Origin of the sequence: Pseudomonas sp. PDM21 (assembly GCF_014852505.2) — a bacterium.
Taxonomy (GTDB): Bacteria; Pseudomonadota; Gammaproteobacteria; order Pseudomonadales; family Pseudomonadaceae; genus Pseudomonas.
In genome coordinates, this window is the sequence record NZ_CM181223.1 from 2,022,256 (window position 1) to 2,037,649 (window position 15,394).

The window sequence follows — 15,394 nt, forward strand, 5'->3', positions numbered from 1 at the left end:
AGGCAGTCGTGGCCATGCCATTGATGCTGGCGTCATACAGCCGAATCTCGTTCGATCCAGACTTTTCGCAGTGGATGTAGGCAACCAGAGAAGGGCGCCCCATTGGTGACTTCTGCTCAAGCTGGATGTAAATGTCACCGCGGCGCGGAGTGATTCGATCGAGCTGCCGGCCTGGGATAGGCCTGCCGCGCTCCCGTAATAGGCGGATGTCAAAATGCATGGCTTGAACTGTATAAATAAACAGTATTCTGCTGGGCGCCTGTCACCGCCGCAAACGAATACCGCTGAGTGGTACACCGTTTAGCTCATGGCGATTTGATGTCGGATCGGGTAGCGTCCCTGCATCAATCACATTGAGCTAGTGAGATGCCGGAAGTTTTTCAGGACAAGGAAGCTGAGTACCTCGACTGGGTTGCGATGAACCCTTCCGCCTACGTGGCAAATGTCGACAACGCCCACTCGAATCCCCAGTACCCCATGATTCACCACGCGTTCTGTGGAAGCCTGGCCGGCAAGGAAAACTACACCACGAACGCGTACTACAAAGTCTGCTCCGCGAGCTACGAAGACATTGAAGCCTGGGCCCTGCAGAATTTGGGGCGCACGCTCAACCAATGCTCGTTGTGCCTCCCTACCCGATGGACAGGTTTCTGGTGGGTGAACCACAAGCAGACGAGCAGGGTAGAGCTTGATGGCGGCTACATTTGGTCCCCTATGACTAAGCAAGGGGGCGTTCGAAATCAGGCCTACATCAACCTCAAGCTAGTCCGCCCCGGCGACATCGTCGTCTCGTATGCAGGTGGAATGATCAAAGCGATCGGCGTGGCGACGGACCACTACTCAGAGTCCTCGAAACCCGACAGCTATGGAGCAGCCGGTGAGGTCTGGGATCAAACGGGATGGCGTGTACCGATCGAGTGGGTTCGCTTGGAGGCGGGGATACGTCCCAAGGATTACATCGACCAGATTGCCCCATTGCTTCCGGACACCTACTCGCCCTTGCAGCAAAACGGCAATGGCAATCAAGGCTTCTATCTCAGCAGCATCTCCTCGACTCTAGGGGCGCTTGTACTCAACCTAATAGGCGCTCAGGCTCAAACGGTTCGTGAGCGTGCCGCTAGCGTGCAATGTGGCCCGACTGGTCGTTTGCCTGCCTCGCTTCTGCGGAAGGTGACTGCTCTGCATGTCTGGCAGGCAGTGCAGGACTTAGCTCAAGGGAAAACCGCACCGCAGTTCGGTGAGCCGATCAAGTTCGAGCTGCTCGCCGATGGTGATATCAGGCTTCCACCTAAGGCTGTCTTCGGAGTGGCGGCGACCTATGCGTTGGGTTTTCCCGTCAAGCCAACTCATTTCACGGCCGGGACCAATACCCCCTGTTTTGAGATCCTCTCGGATGCCGGTTTCCAAATCGTCCCGAAAGGGCAACCAGCTCCAGTCCCCGACAGTGACCTAACGTCCGAAGATAAACTTTGGGCAGAGGGCAGCGCCAAGCTTAAGCGACACCTCCGCCGTGAGCGTGCCCCTGGTCTGTCGAAAGCCAAAAAGGCCAAGTTCCGAGAGATCCATGGCGAGCTCTTCTGCGAGCGCTGCAGTATGAGACCCATCGAACAATATGGCGTTGGGGGCGACTCCTGCATCGAGGTCCACCATCATGCGGTACAAGTGGCGGACATGGCCCCAGGTCACCAGACAAGCTTCGAAGATCTCCAGTGCCTGTGTGCTAACTGCCACAGGGTTCTGCATTGGGAGCTGAGGCAAGTCGCCGATAAAGACCGCTGATCCCCATAGAGGTGATCAACCTTTACCTTCAAGCTTGTCACAGGCTTCCAGTGCTTCGCGCCGAGTACGTCGAAGAGCGATCGCCCGAGCAGAGCCAGGAATTACTACCTTCCAGCGATACTCGCCTAAACCGTCGCAACGCTCAACGCGGTAGTGGATTGGCTCGCTGTGATAGCGCAGTCGTTCGAATGCCTCGCGAGCTTTGGCGGTGAGTCGGAGTAGCGTCAACAGCGGCGGATTGCTATGCGAAATTGCCTGCATGGTACGTTCCTCGATTGGGTTGGATTTCTCTCAGCCGTTCTCCGGCCCACCTGTCTCCTTGGTGGGCTGCTGATGGGGTAAGAGGGTGGATCGATAAAGTGAGCCGGAAAAAGCACAAGGATGGAGCTGATGAGTTCGTCGTTTGACGCGCCCAAGAGCAGGCCCCGAAATAGCGCCCGTTGCTCAAAAGGTCTGGCAGATTGGGCGACCACTCTGGCTTGGTTTGGCTTACGTTGTGAAAAGCTTGCCTTCGAGGCAAGTAGAATCCTTCGAGTTGTCTTCCTCTGAGCGCTAGCGCAGGGAAGCTGCTGGCGGGCGGACTGGGAGCGAGGCGCCCCCTTTCACGCGGTCAGCAATCGTTATGAGAGTAGGAGTACGGAATTTATGGATCTGAAACTGATTCAGGAGCGCATCCGACGCTTCCGGGACGCGCGGGACTGGATGCAGTTCCACAACCCCAAGAACCTCGCAATCTCTATCAGCATCGAGGCCAACGAGTTGCTGGAGCATTTCCAGTGGAAAACCTTGGAAGAGAGTGAGGCCTACGCTGCCAAAGCAAAGGACGAAATCGCTGATGAGGTGGCTGACGTGGCCGCCTACCTCATCGAGTTCGCGGACAATCTAGGGATCGACCTTCAGGAAGCGATCCTCAACAAGCTGGAAAAAAACGAAGCGAAGTACCCGGCAGAGAAGGCCAGGGGTAACGCCAAAAAGTACACAGAACTGTAAGGGACAGGGACGCCATGCAGCTTGTATTGCAGCCGTGCTCGAGCAATGACGCGCTCAAGCACTTCTTCGACACCATTCAAAACCCGGTCAAAACCAGCCGCATTCTTCCTTATCTGGAAGAGGGCGAACGTGAAGCCTTTCAGCGCACCTTCCCCGATGCGGTCGCGGTCTGGGGCGTAACGCCGGGTAAGCCCAGTGGTGGCAAGAGCTCGACCGATAGCAAAGGTGGAAATCAGAAGAAGTGGGAGCGTATGGCCCTGGGCGATACCGCCTTGTTCTACCGGGCCAAGAACTTCTTCCTTCGCGGCACCATTGCGTACAAGAAGCGCCTGCCAGAGCTTGCTCGTGAGCTGTGGAAGACGGCCGAAGATGAGCAAGCCTGGGAGTTCGTGTACTTCATCTCTGATCTAGAGCCAGTCCAGATCAGTATCCATGACTACAACCAGGCTGCCGGCTATAGCTCTGCAAACATTGTTCAGGGCTACACCGTCCATTCAGAAGCGCACAGCTTGGCCATAGCGGATGCACTGGGGCTCGAGGGCAACACGGGTAGCCTCCTGACCTCTGAGAACGACGTCTCCGACGCCCTCGCGGCATTCAATGGTCTCGAAGGCGATCTGGACGTCTCGTCCACCGCCAAGCGACGCAAAGAGCAATCACTGCTGCGTACCATCTTGCTCAAAAACAAGGCCACGGAATGCTGTGCACTGTGTGGGCGCGATCTCCCAGTAGACCTCCTCGTGATAGGGCACATCCGTAAGCGCCACTCCTGCACTTCTGAGATGAAGAAGGACCTGGCGAACGTCATGCCCGTCTGCCTGCTCGGGTGCGACCGCCTTTTCGAGAACGGTTACGTCGTCGTCAATGCCAAGGGCGCAATTCAAGCAGGCCAGTCCGGCAAGATTGTGCCGTCGGTTAAGTCTGCCATTCAGCACCTGGTCGACAAGCAGTGCAGCGCTTGGACCGAGGAGGCTGACGAGTACTTCGACTGGCATAGAAGCCACCATCGCAGCTTCGCCTGAGAACTGAGCAAAAAGCCCGGCCTTCATGAATCGGAGGCCGTCGCTACCACCTCATCCCAAAGCGCCCTGTTGCCAAGGCGCTTCAGTGATGCTGGTGTATCTCCCGCGTTCGCCAACTGGGCTTCTACAACCCGCGGGTCTTTCTTCTGGAGTCTTGGAGAACCGCCTCACCGGCAACCCGCGTGCGGCAGTCAGTCAAACCAAAATCCAGCACCGTTACCCGCCACCTGTGCCTGGGCGATTATTTTTGTCCTCATCACGTCCGCTGTACCAGGTACTGAGCCCCGTTCTGAGGAGCCCTGGTAGGGAGCTTAAGTGATGCAACCCTAAAGCCCGTACGCCTCCAGATCGGCGTCAAAGCTTCGAGCAGGCCGGCTACCAGAGGCCGGCGTGGGATCCCGAATTGTGAAAGAGCGATCGCCAGTAGGTCTGGCGTTCGTTGAGATTAGATTTATTGAAGTGATTTATTCAATATTACTAATGGGGAAAATGATGAAAAGTGAATTTTCTGAATAGCTAGGCGGCTAATTCCCACAAAAAAGCCCGCAAAAATGCGGGCTTTTATTCGTTAAGTGCGGCTAGCGTCGAGGTGAGCGGCGCACTGTCGACCACCAGAAAACTCGCCCTAGCATGATGATATGCGAGAACTCCTCGTAGCTAAGGATCTCCTCTGGGTACTCCTCTGAGTTCTCGCTACGAACACGAATAGCCCCTCCAGGCAGCCGATAGAGATACTTTACGCGCAGCATCCCCTCTTGGTTGAAGGCGTAGATTTCTCCGTCTACAACCTGTTTGAAAGACATATCGAAACCGATTGCGGCTCCGTCAAGAATGAGTTTCTCCATGGAGCGGCCCTTCAGCCGTGCCACAGCGGCACAGGATGGGTCGACCCCTGCAGCCCGGAGGGTTTCCTTAGAGAACCGCAGTGTTCTATCTGCGGACTCTACAGCCTCGGTCATGCCGCTACCTGCTGCAAACTCCACTTCTGCGTAGTAAGGAAGCTCAACCTCGTCATTCGCTACGGGCTCATTTGCGTCCCAGGCAGATACCAGGCCTATGACATCGCCTTGTGGCTGATGTCTGCGTGGACCGGTGCCAAGGGAAATCCATTCCGCTCTAAAGCCTGTTGCCTTGGCGAGGTTGAAGAGGTTTTCATCCCTCATACCTTTCATGGCTTTGCCGGTCGTCCATTGAGTGACAATCGCTGGGGATACCTGGCAAAGCTTCGCTACGTCCTTCTTTTGCAGGCCGCTCTGCTCTATGGCGAATTGGATTCGCTCGTGCTTTTCCATGCGCTAATTCATAAATGTGAATGTGTTTCCCGAGAATTGTGAACTGTCATCTCTGTTAGTTTTTAAGTTTACTGAAAAATTTTAGCGGTGCCGCGAATTCTGGTGGCCCGATTTCAACATTGTTAAATGCGGGCACCAGCGCCACTTCCCCTCGCTTCATCGGAAACTGCCTGCATACACCTCGAGCCAAAGCACCTAAAACCGTCCTTACCTCATCTCAAAGGAGAGAGCTATGGACGACGTGTTCAGGGCCATTTCTCAAGTCTGCAAGGTCGCCGCTGCGGCATCCCTGTTACTCCTGGTCGCCTCGACTTACTGGCTAAGAACTCACGGGCTTCCGTACCACCAGTTTGGGTTAGTGGCCGTCACCTTCACTCTTTCCATGGTGGTGCTGATCACCGTCGTCGATGCGCTGCGGCTACCCATGCTGCCTCCTGATTGCCGTAGCCTCGGAGCCGATGAGACCCGCTGACGTGGGATGTCCCTTTCGAACGATGGGCGCCTCTTCTTAGCGCGTTTTAGACCTTGTCAGCACTCCAGGAAATCGTTGAAATTATTCTGCCATCAGGTGCGGCAGCAGGAGTGTGTGGGTCTCATTGGCGCCAGATGGCTGCAATGACCCCTTTCAATCGGTAGGCACTGATAGCTGCTGCGAAGCTGCACCACGATCACTTTGCTGAAGGACTAGCGAATGAACGTACCTAGAACGTTGAGCTGGATCATGGGGCGCCTGGCCGTAATTGCTGTTTTATTTGCAGGCGTAGCGAGCGCCGCGTGGGCGGACTCCAAAATGTGGGTCACCTCCGATCGCCTGGATCGAAGAACCTGCCCCTCGGCGCAGTGTGGCGCTGTCGGCCAGTTGTACTTCCGTGAAGCTGCAACTGTGCTCGAAGTGAAAGGCAAATGGAGCAGGATCACCAAACCCTACTCAGCCTCCTGTACCGCAGGGCAAAGCGACTACGTGGACCGAGGTAACAAGGCCTGTATCCCTGCGAATGGCATCGTCAATGGCATGTTCGCCGAATGGGTCGAATCCAAGTATCTCAGTGCCAAACGTCCAGCTGATCCAGGAGAGGGCGCTAGCGGGGATGCGGCGTTGGTTAAGGATTCAGACGACTTCCGCTTGCACCAGGCTGTGTTTGCAAAGGCTGCGCGTCAGCTGATCAATGCAGGCACCTGCACAGAGACTGACTTTAAGGACCAGGGCGGGTGGATGAAGTCGACGAGCAAAGGCCCCAGCACTTACTTCGCCTACTGCGGCGGAATGACAGTGAGTAACCGAATCTATCTGGACGTCAGCACTGGAGAGACCTTCCGCTAGCTTCGATTTGAAGGAGCAGAAACGCCCACTCCGCATCTGCACGAACACCCACAAGGATGACCTCAAGGTGCAAGCATTCAAGCGCTCCATCCAAGAGCCCCTACGGCCCAATTTAAGTTGGCAAGAAACCTGGCAGCGCCCTGACAAAGGGATCATTCATTGCTGGGAGATAGGCCGTCGCAGAGCCATTGCTGAGCCCGAACTCGCAGCAGCCTGCGCCGCGGGTCACTTGCCGCCCTTAGGGTGGAAAGGTGGCGTAGTGAAACTCCTGAAGAAGCCAGAGAAATTCGGCTCATACAAGTACCTTGCAGAGTGGCAGGGCTTGCGGGGAGATGATCTATGCATTGAGCCTGACCAAGAGCTCTCCATGGTGTGCGCGAAAACAGGGATGACAGTGATCTTCACTTCCGACCTAGCAAAGCTCGCTGGCCCTGGGGGAGTGGACGAGGAGGAGGGGACCAATGGTTGATTTGCACAGCGAATTTGGAGGGAGCCGCTTCTACCATCAGGAGCGCATCGATCGACGCTCTGCTGATGCGTTAGTGGGCTTGGCGGCGGGCATGACAGCAGACGGCCACATCAACCAGATGGAGGCCGAATTCCTGCAGAACTGGATCGCCACCAATCTCGTGCACCTCGAGGATCCAGTCATCAATCTGTTGTACCGCCGACTATCCAACATGCTGGCAGATGGCGTGCTGGATGCAGAGGAGTCTAAGGAGCTTCTAGAGATCCTCCGGTCATTCGCAGGCGTTTCCGCCTCTAAGCCGAAAGCCAGCGACAACAGCTTCGTCAGGCCCAATGGCTTACCGCTCAATCATCCGCCGCCTGAGCTGGTTTGGAGTGGGAGAGTCTTTCTCTTCACGGGCGTCATGGCTTACGGACCACGTAAAGATTGCGAAGCCATGGTGGTCGAGCGAGGAGGGCAGATCGCACCAGGCGTCAGCAAGAAAATCCACTACCTAGTCGTAGGCGAGATCGGAAACGAGCAGTGGCTGCACAGCACCTATGGCACCAAGATCAAAAAGGCCGTTGAGCTGAGAGAAGCAGGTAGCCCGCTCGCCATAGTCAGTGAACATCACTGGCAAAGCGCCCTCTTTGATTGAGGGCGTATCTCGTCTCAGTACGTAGTGGCGTTGGACGTCCGCGTCTTGCCGTTAACTGCCCGTTAAGGAGCAACAATTGCTCCTTAACGGGCATAAAATCGCCCGGCTCGTGCCACAGTTGTTTAATGAGCCGACAAAGATGGTGGGCTAGCGAAGTCTGCCCGGTATCTTTGTTGGCGGAGCCTTGGAGGACAGGGGCTCAGAGGTAGAGGCGTGGAGGCTGAAGGGTTGTTAGGGCTGAGGGTCGGTAGTTCCCTTTCGCAGGCTTTCGGAAAATGTGCTGTTCAGCGTTCGCGTCCAGTCGATAGGTAGCAGCTCAATCCAGCTTAGGGCCCCGAGCAGCGTAACCAGGCCTAGGCCGTAGGCGCGCTCGGGAACCTGTTCTGGGCACAGACCCGCCGCGTACTTGGTGTCGAAAAAGAGTGACGATTTGACGCCGTCCGGACCCAGGTTCACCGTCTGAGTCGCGATGTAGTTACTGCCCAGGATTAACAGGTCAGGCGTGTACTCGCCGTGCCTGCCGGGTACGACAACGTCCGGTGAATATTTTCGTGCAAATACTGCGCAGAAGGGCTGGTTCTTACGTGGCGGAAATGTGCGGGGCCAATCCCTGGGCCTGCCGTTGTAAACCGGCCCATCTACTTCATAGCCAGGGTTGTCAAGGGTACGACGGGTGAGCACAAGCTTTTTTACTGCTTCAGCCTGATCGATCGCTTTTGCCAGCACCGCATCACTCGAAATGGAGTGCTTGCATTCGATGTATGCATATACCGCGTCAATCGGGATCTGCTCCTTAACGGGAAATTGCCGGCTCGAGCTCGAACGCAGTGTTGGGCCGGACATCTTGTCGTAGATGATGACGTCATCCCCGGCCGTCCTGCCATCCTCTGTGACAACAAAGCCACGACACACCCCGTACTTGGCAGGAAGCACGTCTTCCAGCAAGGCGCAAATAGCGAGCTCGAACTCGTCTCCCAAGTCGAAATTATAGATCGCTTCGATATCCTGCAAGCGGGCCTCAACCTTCTTGGCCAACCTCTCGATGTACCCCCCGTACGATCCCATCATTCCTCCTACGCTCGCTTAACTTCTGAAATTTTCCCCGCCCCGATATCCTGGCGGACCTTTGGGTGGACTCTATGCGCTCCGGTTGTAAAGGGAACAGACATATTCTTACTCCTCCCCAAACGGATTGGCCTAGCCGGCTCAAACCATCTGCTAAGACCTGAAATTGGCTGCCCCTGCTGAGAGGCAGCTATCGACCCGTTGCACGCATGAACCCCTTTATTGAGGTTGTCTGAAGAAGCATGGAAAGCAATCTATCGTTGCAGATCGAGCGCGCCGCACATGATGAGTTTTTCCGGCTTTGGGCCGAGGGGCGCTTCGAGCATCAGCGACTGGGGCAAGCGTTCTATAACCACTTCAACCTCCACAAACTCGCCGATCAGGCTTCATTGCAGGGCCTTTACGAGGCTGACGGTGAGAAAGCTTCGCGCTTGATCATGAGGCTGTTCCATCTTCATTGAGACAGCTTCCGACTCATAGCTGACATCGAGGAGATAGGGCGCCCCGAGGGGCACGCGCAGCTTCAGCGTGCCGCTTCCAGCACCTCTCGTATTTCTTGAACTACCAGCTTTTCGATACCTGCTTCATCCGCCCCAATCGAGTGAACTGCACAGCACGCAGCGGATTCACCAACAGCGCATCGATAGACCGCAATAACGCTTCCTGGCCCGCACCCGGTATGACCAGCCAACGTCAGGTCACCCTCGATCCCTCCTCGCATTAGGCCGAGCGCGTACCCGGGCGCCAACCAGGGCCGGCCTGCCATTGGGCCACCCAGCACTCGCGTCGCCTGCATTTCCTGAAGCAGATTGGCGGGTAGCAGGTCTCCAGCGAGCACACCATCCAGCAGCCGGGCAGCTTGCGAGACAGGGCCAGTCAGCAATCCGTGATAGACCCAGCCGGGGTCGTAACTCAACGAATTGTCCAGGTAATCCCCATTCAGTTCAGCACGCTCCATTGCCAAGCGAACCGTCGATATGTCGAGCGGCCTCAGGATTTGCTGCCTGAGCGCGTCTGCGAGCGGCAAATCGGCGGCACGCTCGATGATTTGGGCTACCAGCATGAAACCAACATTCGAGTAGCGCCAACCCGTTCCGGGACTGTATCGGAGACGGTGGCCATCCAGGCGCCGCATCATTTCGTCTGCGGGCCATGCAGGTTCTTGGTTGGCTACGGCAGCGTGGTACTCGGCAAGTTCGCCATAGTCCGCAAGGCCTGCTTCGTGACGCAGAAGCTGACGCAGAGTGAAGGCACCTTCGGGAAGCGAGGCGTCCAGATCGAGCCTACCGTCGCGCACCAATGTCAGAGCGGTCGCGGCCAACACCGTTTTCGTGAAACTCCACCAGGGCACCAGGGGTTCGCCCTGCAAGGGTGGTGATATCGATTGGCCGTTGATAAGGGTAGAAATCAGCATCGAATACTCACGCGGGAAAGAAAGCTCAGCCTGGAGGGAATGGCGACAACTTACCCCATTACCACGGCGTACCCCCTAACCTGATGTGCTCCGATGCGGGACTTTCCTCGCCAAAGTTCGCTTCCGGCTAGAAGCAGACGTTACCTAGGCTTGAATCGCCCCTAGTTTCGTAGACACCTCCAAGCCTCATAATGAGGCCCATCAGGAGGTGCCATGAGCAACCAGCGTTACCCCGAAGAATTCAAAATCGAAGCGGTCAGACAAGTTACCGCGCGCGGCCTGCGTGTAGCGGATGTGGCGGAGCGTTTGGGTGTGTCGGTGCATAGCCTCTATGTCTGGATCAGGCGCTATAGCAAGCCCCAGGAACAGCGGCAGCAAGAAGGTGATCAGCAAGCCGAACTGCGTCGTTTGCGCGCCGAACTCAAGCGGGTGACCGAAGAGCGAGACATCCTAAAAAAGGCCGCCGCGTACTTTGCCAAGGAGTCCGGCTGAAGTACGCCTTCATCAGCAAGCTGTCGGTGGAGTACCCGGTTCGACGTCTCTGCCAGACCCTCAGGGTGCATCCCAGCGGTTACTACGCCTGGCTGGCCGAGCCGAAATCCGTACGCGCTAAGGAAGATCAGCGCCTGCTCGGATTGATCAAACATGCCTGGCTGGAAAGCGGTGGGGTCTACGGCTATCGCAAGATCCACGACGACCTGCGTGAGCTGGGAGAGTCCTGTGGCCGGCATCGCGTAGCCCGCCTGATGCGGGGGGAAGGGTTGCGCTCGCAGACCGGCTATCGTCGTCGGCCCGGCTACTACGGCGGCAAGCCCACGGTGGCTTCGCCCAACCGTCTGGAGCGGCAATTCACCGTCAGCGAGCCGAACAAGGTCTGGGTCACTGACATCACTTACATCCGCACTTATGAAGGCTGGTTGTACTTGGCGGTGGTGCTGGATCTGTTTTCGCGCCAGGTGATCGGCTGGTCGATGAAACCTCGGATGTGCAGCGACTTAGCTATCGATGCCTTATTGATGGCGGTTTGGCGACGCAAGCCCAAGCAGGAAGTGATGATCCACTCCGACCAGGGCAGCCAGTTCAGCAGCTCGGACTGGCAGAGTTTCCTCAAGGCCAACAATCTGATCAGCAGCATGAGCCGACGCGGTAACTGTCACGATAACGCCGTGGCAGAAAGCTTTTTCCAGTTGCTGAAGCGCGAACGCATCCGACGAAAAACCTATGCCACTCGCGAAGAAGCTCGCAGTGATGTGTTCGATTACATCGAGATGTTTTATAACCCCAAACGCCGGCACAGCAGCGCTATGCAGCTATCGCCAGTGGAGTTTGAGAAACGCTATTTCCAGAGCTTGGAAAGTGTCTAGGAAAGCCGGGGCGATTCAGCTCGATTATTAGGTTGTTGAGGCGCCTCAATGATCCCCACCTCCGATCTGGTGAAGCTCGCTGGCCCAAGAGGAGCGGACGAGGAGGGTGGTGTGAATTTTTTTAGGGTTTCTTTATTGATACCCAGAACCCACTTGAAACCCCACCATTTCCATAGTCTATGACTGAAATCCATACTGGTTTCCCAGAACTTGTCGGTGCTTTAGCTTCAATTTCTAAAGAAAATACACCTTTATCTGCGATGATCTTTGTTTCAACAGAGTTTTTATCATTCGAGTCCTGTGGGGTACTAGAGCTCGCAAGTGAGCCGCTCGTATTCTGAATTGGGAATTGAGTCTTTGATCCGGCTTCTAGTGTCGTAATTGGCTCGTTGTTTTGTCGTATTATAATAGGGGAAAGATTTCCGGAAGTTGGGCAGTCCTTGTTAGGGTTTGATTTAAAAGCCGAATCTAGTTGCAGGGACTGGGAAATCCAGTCTTCAAGGTCGGGGAATGTTTGCATGGTATCTGTGCCTTCTGCTGGCATAGCTTGAACTGCATTGTTCCCTGATGGTGCGGGTGATTTTGTCGGCGGTATATTTGAAGATATTGCGCTGGAGATGAATGCGTAGCTTTGCTCTGCCGAGGGCTGCTCTGCAGATAGCATTTTATTGATTGTGGTTGGTACAGTTAGGACGCGATATTTATATTCATTTTCATACTGTTGAACCATCGATAGCGTCGCGTAGTAGCGGTCTGAAATGGTTGGCCAGTCCCTAGAGGAAAGATAGCGCCTCGCAATATTCTTCCCTGTCTGGGAGTCAAAACCTTCATATAGCCTGTCAATGCAGATTAAGGAGCTTGCGCCGCTTAGGTATATTTGCTCTCGAGTGGGCTTGTATAGTGCGCTATGTAGCCCATATGTTACCCCGGCGCCTGCTCCTAACGCTGCAATCTGGTGGCCTCCTCCCCCAGTAATACCTTTGTAACCGCCAAACCCCAATAGCCCAGCTAGAATTACAGTTGTGCTTTTTGATACCCGTGAAAGCTCAGACGCATTAGATTCAAATTTTTTGCGATAGCTCTGAGATAGCTTTTTGATGGGACGCGTGTCAGCCTCGGATGCAGTGGACTCCATATCCGCAGTTGGAATATATGGGTTAAACACTGCGCAGGAGGTTAAAAGTGAAATTGCGGGAAAAATAGCTATGATTTTTTTTTCGCATGGCAGCCATCCATTGCATTTTGCACTAGCCTATGATGCTAGATTGCCATGCATAGATGTCCAGGAAGGATGTGAAAATTCTTCGGAGGCATTGTTCTAGAGCGGCTTCCGTCGATTTATTGGCTAGTGACTGGAGCCTCGATGGCGCTAGGAGGCGGTTCAAAAGCAGTCTTGGTCGCAGGCCGGCATCGATAGGACTGATGCTTACTCCCTTGGATTCTTTTAACAAGTGTAATTATTAGGATTTAGGTGGGTCGGATTGATAATTTCGTATTCTTTGCGGAGGCGGTATGGGTGATTTTTTAGAAGTTGCGCGACCTCATTTTGTGTGTGAAATTTGTTAGTGTCGCGGCGTTGTGATGTAAATTTTAGAACGAATGGTGGATTTAATTGGATTATTTAATTAGTGAATGACTGGGTGGGTGGGTTATGAATTGGAAGGTGCTTGCGTTTCCTATTGCGTTAATGCCGATGGCGGCCTTTGATTTGCATGCAGAAGATCTTCCTGTTGTAGAGGGGCTGCCAGAGCATATTATTTACATGTATACATCCCATGAGGTAGCTGGTGACCCAGCTTCAGCTTTGCAGCAACTTTATGACGGCTCTCGTAGATGGGAGCCGGGGCGTGTGCTGCGGGTATGTATGTTTGGTGGAAATAAGACTGTTGCTTCCTTGGTTAAAGATGTTGCTGGGGAGTGGAATAATTACTCTAGTGTTAAATTGGACTTTGGAAATTTGCCAGGCGGTTATAATTGTTTGGATCGCCAGTTAGGTTATTTTCAGATAAGGATAGGCTTCCAGGATAGGGGGTACTGGTCTGTGGTGGGGAAGGATAGCGAAACACTAATTGACCCTCTTGCGCCGTCAATGAATCTAGAGCGATTTAATAGGCAGTACTCAGAGGGTCGGTACTCTTCTAAGGAAGTAGTAAGCAAGGCCGATACCTACCATAAGGCTGTGATTAGGCATGAATTTGGACATGCGCTAGGCCTTTTGCATGAGCATCAGAATACAAAGCTTAATTGCTATGGCGAAATTAAATGGAATGGTAAAGGAAATGTGTATGAGTATTTTGGTGGTCCGCCAAATAACTGGGGCAAGGATCAAGTTGATAGAAATTTAGGGTTCATAGGTCAGACTGATCCGGGGTTTGTGGCCGGCGTGGGTGATGCTAAGTCAATTATGATGTATCAGTTGCCGGCTGATATATTTAAAGATCCAAAAAGTAAATGTGCAATGGCTAAGAATTATGAGATCTCCGACCTGGATAAGGATATTGTAGCGAAAATTTATCCTCCAGTTAGTGATTTGGTCTTATCTAAAGACGCGGCCCTTTCAACGGCAGCCATTAGGCCTCTAGCTAGTGCGGTCCCCGTAAATAAGCGAGATGATCTAATTGAAAGGGCATTGGTTGATTTAGAGTCCGATGACACTTTTTCGCGTAGAGATGCTCGCGTTCGATTGGCGGATTTGGTAAGTAGTGAACTTCCGCAGAATAAGGTTTCAGATTTAGTAAAGAGCATGGAGGGAGGTTCGTACCGATACAAGATAGGGGTCTCTACGGCATTGGCTCGGTCTAAGGATCAAATTCGGCTGGACAGCTCTGATAAGGAGATTATCAAGTCTTTATCTGATTCAGCTAGTGATGAGGCTCTTAAGAAAACATTGAAAATGATATACTAATCCCTCAGCCATCATTTGTTACGCCTAAGACAGGTGGTGGCTGGCTTCTATCGGGTATTGATAGTGGTATGGGTTGAGTTCACAGCCGAACTCTGCTTGTCATGAACGATAGAAGCCGGTTAATTGCGAACGGTCGAGCCGCCGAGGTCTATGTTCGCTATGTAGCGAGTAAGGTTCTTCACTTTGCCAAACTCCACGTCCGAAAGCGGCTCCACAATGTTTGCAGTGATGAACTGGCCGTTGGATAGTCAACGGCAGCGGAGTGTGTTGATGTCATCGAGAAACTCTGGGCACACAGGTGCACGTTGCCGCCGTACATGCGACCGCTGAGGGGCTTTACCCGCTGCTGCGCACTCTGAATTCCTTGTGCATGAATGAGGGCGACGAACTCAGGTTTTTCTTGCGTCCGCCTGGCGGCGAAGAGCCTGAAGGTGCACCGGAGGAAGAGAAGAAGGTCTTTGAGTTCGCTATCGGGATCGATCACGCGGCCAGGGAACTGATCCGTTACGTACTCAGCGTTGCCGCCGAACGGTCAGCCGACGTGGTTAAACCCTGGCTTGAGGAGGCAGTCAAGAGCAGATTTGAAGCCACCGCGGAACTGCGGGTCTTAATATTCATCGCAGGAGCTCTACTGAAGAGCCAAGATCAGGCCAAACAACAAGCCATGCTCGATCGAATCGATCGACTGGAGAGTTTTGCGAATGCAGCTTTATTCCTGGCCGGCGATTTGAGGAAGACGCTCTCTCCAAGCACCGATGAACCGGGCGACTAAGAGGCAAGGACCTGCGCTCCAGCGAAACAGCTTACGCCGCCGGATATAGCGGGAGTCCCGGGAAGTGAATCAATCCCGCGAATAACAGGACACCGATCGCCCTTTTGATTACCTGGACTGATCAAGTTCGAGGATGGCGAGCTGACCGGGTGGATACCGTGTGGACTGCTCACGTACTGGAATTCGTACGTAGGCTACCCCCTATTTCAATAAACATATTCTGGCCTCGCAACGAGGCGCTTTTTGAGCAAGCGTAAAGGGCGGGTACGGGTAGCCAGTGCTTGGCTAGGGAGCATGGGCTGCATCGATGGCGTCTGCTTCCTCCAATGAAAAGGTAGGCGTTTACGAGAGCGTCGCCGGCGCA

14 protein-coding genes are annotated in these 15,394 nt (G+C 54.2%); 10 read left to right on the forward strand and 4 right to left on the reverse strand.

What is annotated here, in order from left to right:
• Positions 1-366 precede the first annotated feature (366 nt).
• From IB275_RS09755 to IB275_RS09765, 3 genes are all read left to right on the forward strand, one after another.
• Positions 367-1,779 (forward strand): HNH endonuclease, encoded by a 1,413-nt coding sequence (locus tag IB275_RS09755; protein ID WP_192288911.1) that lies wholly within the window; start codon positions 367-369, stop codon positions 1,777-1,779.
• Between the two features lie 645 nt (positions 1,780-2,424).
• Positions 2,425-2,769, forward strand: a complete 345-nt coding sequence (locus IB275_RS09760; RefSeq protein ID WP_192288909.1) for a nucleotide pyrophosphohydrolase — start codon at positions 2,425-2,427, stop codon at positions 2,767-2,769.
• 14 nt (positions 2,770-2,783) lie between these two features.
• Positions 2,784-3,791, forward strand: a complete 1,008-nt coding sequence (locus IB275_RS09765) for a hypothetical protein (RefSeq protein WP_192288907.1) — start codon at positions 2,784-2,786, stop codon at positions 3,789-3,791.
• 578 nt (positions 3,792-4,369) lie between these two features.
• Here IB275_RS09765 and IB275_RS09770 read toward each other — a convergent pair.
• Entirely contained in the window at positions 4,370-5,083 is a 714-nt protein-coding gene (locus tag IB275_RS09770; RefSeq protein ID WP_192288905.1) for a LexA family transcriptional regulator, read from the reverse strand.
• Positions 5,084-5,315: 232 nt separating this feature from the next.
• On the opposite strand from IB275_RS09770, the gene IB275_RS09775 reads away from it, so the two are divergent.
• The 3 genes from IB275_RS09775 to IB275_RS09785 all read left to right on the forward strand — a co-directional run bounded on the left by IB275_RS09775 (position 5,316) and on the right by IB275_RS09785 (position 7,510).
• The gene (locus IB275_RS09775; RefSeq protein WP_192288903.1) at positions 5,316-5,555 is read left to right on the forward strand and encodes a hypothetical protein; all 240 of its coding nucleotides are present in this window, start codon (positions 5,316-5,318) and stop codon (positions 5,553-5,555) included.
• Between the two features lie 219 nt (positions 5,556-5,774).
• Positions 5,775-6,404, forward strand: a complete 630-nt coding sequence (locus IB275_RS09780) for a hypothetical protein (protein ID WP_192288901.1) — start codon at positions 5,775-5,777, stop codon at positions 6,402-6,404.
• A gap of 461 nt (positions 6,405-6,865) precedes the next feature.
• Entirely contained in the window at positions 6,866-7,510 is a 645-nt protein-coding gene (locus IB275_RS09785; protein WP_192288899.1) for a BRCT domain-containing protein, read from the forward strand.
• A gap of 231 nt (positions 7,511-7,741) precedes the next feature.
• On the opposite strand, the gene IB275_RS09790 is transcribed toward IB275_RS09785, so the two are convergent.
• Positions 7,742-8,521 carry a DUF6602 domain-containing protein gene (locus IB275_RS09790; protein WP_225607752.1) on the reverse strand — a complete coding sequence of 260 codons (780 nt, stop codon included), beginning with the start codon at positions 8,519-8,521 and terminating at the stop codon, positions 7,742-7,744.
• A 296-nt stretch (positions 8,522-8,817) separates the two neighbouring features.
• Between IB275_RS09790 and IB275_RS09795 the strand changes: the two genes are divergently transcribed.
• Positions 8,818-9,036 carry a hypothetical protein gene (locus IB275_RS09795; RefSeq protein WP_192288895.1) on the forward strand — a complete coding sequence of 73 codons (219 nt, stop codon included), beginning with the start codon at positions 8,818-8,820 and terminating at the stop codon, positions 9,034-9,036.
• Between the two features lie 62 nt (positions 9,037-9,098).
• On the opposite strand, the gene IB275_RS09800 is transcribed toward IB275_RS09795, so the two are convergent.
• The gene (locus tag IB275_RS09800; protein ID WP_192288893.1) at positions 9,099-9,989 is read right to left on the reverse strand and encodes a serine hydrolase domain-containing protein; all 891 of its coding nucleotides are present in this window, start codon (positions 9,987-9,989) and stop codon (positions 9,099-9,101) included.
• Positions 9,990-10,202: 213 nt separating this feature from the next.
• Between IB275_RS09800 and IB275_RS09805 the strand changes: the two genes are divergently transcribed.
• Positions 10,203-11,353, forward strand: a protein-coding gene (locus IB275_RS09805) for an IS3 family transposase (protein ID WP_192319282.1) whose coding sequence is annotated in 2 segments (ribosomal slippage) — positions 10,203-10,440 and positions 10,440-11,353 — 1,152 coding nt in all. Because the reading frame shifts where the segments join, the coding sequence is not laid out codon by codon here.
• Positions 11,354-11,474: 121 nt separating this feature from the next.
• Here the strand turns inward: IB275_RS09805 and IB275_RS09810 are convergent.
• Entirely contained in the window at positions 11,475-12,083 is a 609-nt protein-coding gene (locus IB275_RS09810; protein ID WP_192288891.1) for a hypothetical protein, read from the reverse strand.
• A 921-nt stretch (positions 12,084-13,004) separates the two neighbouring features.
• Between IB275_RS09810 and IB275_RS09815 the strand changes: the two genes are divergently transcribed.
• Together IB275_RS09815 and IB275_RS09820 are read left to right on the forward strand one after the other, a co-directional pair.
• Entirely contained in the window at positions 13,005-14,258 is a 1,254-nt protein-coding gene (locus IB275_RS09815; protein ID WP_192288889.1) for a zinc metalloprotease, read from the forward strand.
• Between the two features lie 370 nt (positions 14,259-14,628).
• On the forward strand, positions 14,629-15,030 hold the full coding sequence (locus tag IB275_RS09820; protein ID WP_192288887.1) for a ubiquitin family protein: 402 nt from the start codon (positions 14,629-14,631) through the stop codon (positions 15,028-15,030).
• The last annotated feature ends 364 nt before the right edge of the window (positions 15,031-15,394 follow it).

What these genes read in the sequence shown, in the direction of transcription:
- IB275_RS09755 (WP_192288911.1), top strand. Translation starts at nt 367, where the DNA reads ATGCCGGAAGTTTTTCAGGACAAGGAAGCTGAGTACCTCGACTGGGTT.
- IB275_RS09760 (WP_192288909.1), top strand. Translation starts at nt 2,425, where the DNA reads ATGGATCTGAAACTGATTCAGGAGCGCATCCGACGCTTCCGGGACGCG.
- IB275_RS09765 (WP_192288907.1), top strand. Translation starts at nt 2,784, where the DNA reads ATGCAGCTTGTATTGCAGCCGTGCTCGAGCAATGACGCGCTCAAGCAC.
- IB275_RS09770 (WP_192288905.1), bottom strand. Translation starts at nt 5,083, where the DNA reads ATGGAAAAGCACGAGCGAATCCAATTCGCCATAGAGCAGAGCGGCCTG.
- IB275_RS09775 (WP_192288903.1), top strand. Translation starts at nt 5,316, where the DNA reads ATGGACGACGTGTTCAGGGCCATTTCTCAAGTCTGCAAGGTCGCCGCT.
- IB275_RS09780 (WP_192288901.1), top strand. Translation starts at nt 5,775, where the DNA reads ATGAACGTACCTAGAACGTTGAGCTGGATCATGGGGCGCCTGGCCGTA.
- IB275_RS09785 (WP_192288899.1), top strand. Translation starts at nt 6,866, where the DNA reads ATGGTTGATTTGCACAGCGAATTTGGAGGGAGCCGCTTCTACCATCAG.
- IB275_RS09795 (WP_192288895.1), top strand. Translation starts at nt 8,818, where the DNA reads ATGGAAAGCAATCTATCGTTGCAGATCGAGCGCGCCGCACATGATGAG.
- IB275_RS09800 (WP_192288893.1), bottom strand. Translation starts at nt 9,989, where the DNA reads ATGCTGATTTCTACCCTTATCAACGGCCAATCGATATCACCACCCTTG.
- IB275_RS09810 (WP_192288891.1), bottom strand. Translation starts at nt 12,083, where the DNA reads ATGGTTCAACAGTATGAAAATGAATATAAATATCGCGTCCTAACTGTA.
- IB275_RS09815 (WP_192288889.1), top strand. Translation starts at nt 13,005, where the DNA reads ATGAATTGGAAGGTGCTTGCGTTTCCTATTGCGTTAATGCCGATGGCG.
- IB275_RS09820 (WP_192288887.1), top strand. Translation starts at nt 14,629, where the DNA reads ATGAATGAGGGCGACGAACTCAGGTTTTTCTTGCGTCCGCCTGGCGGC.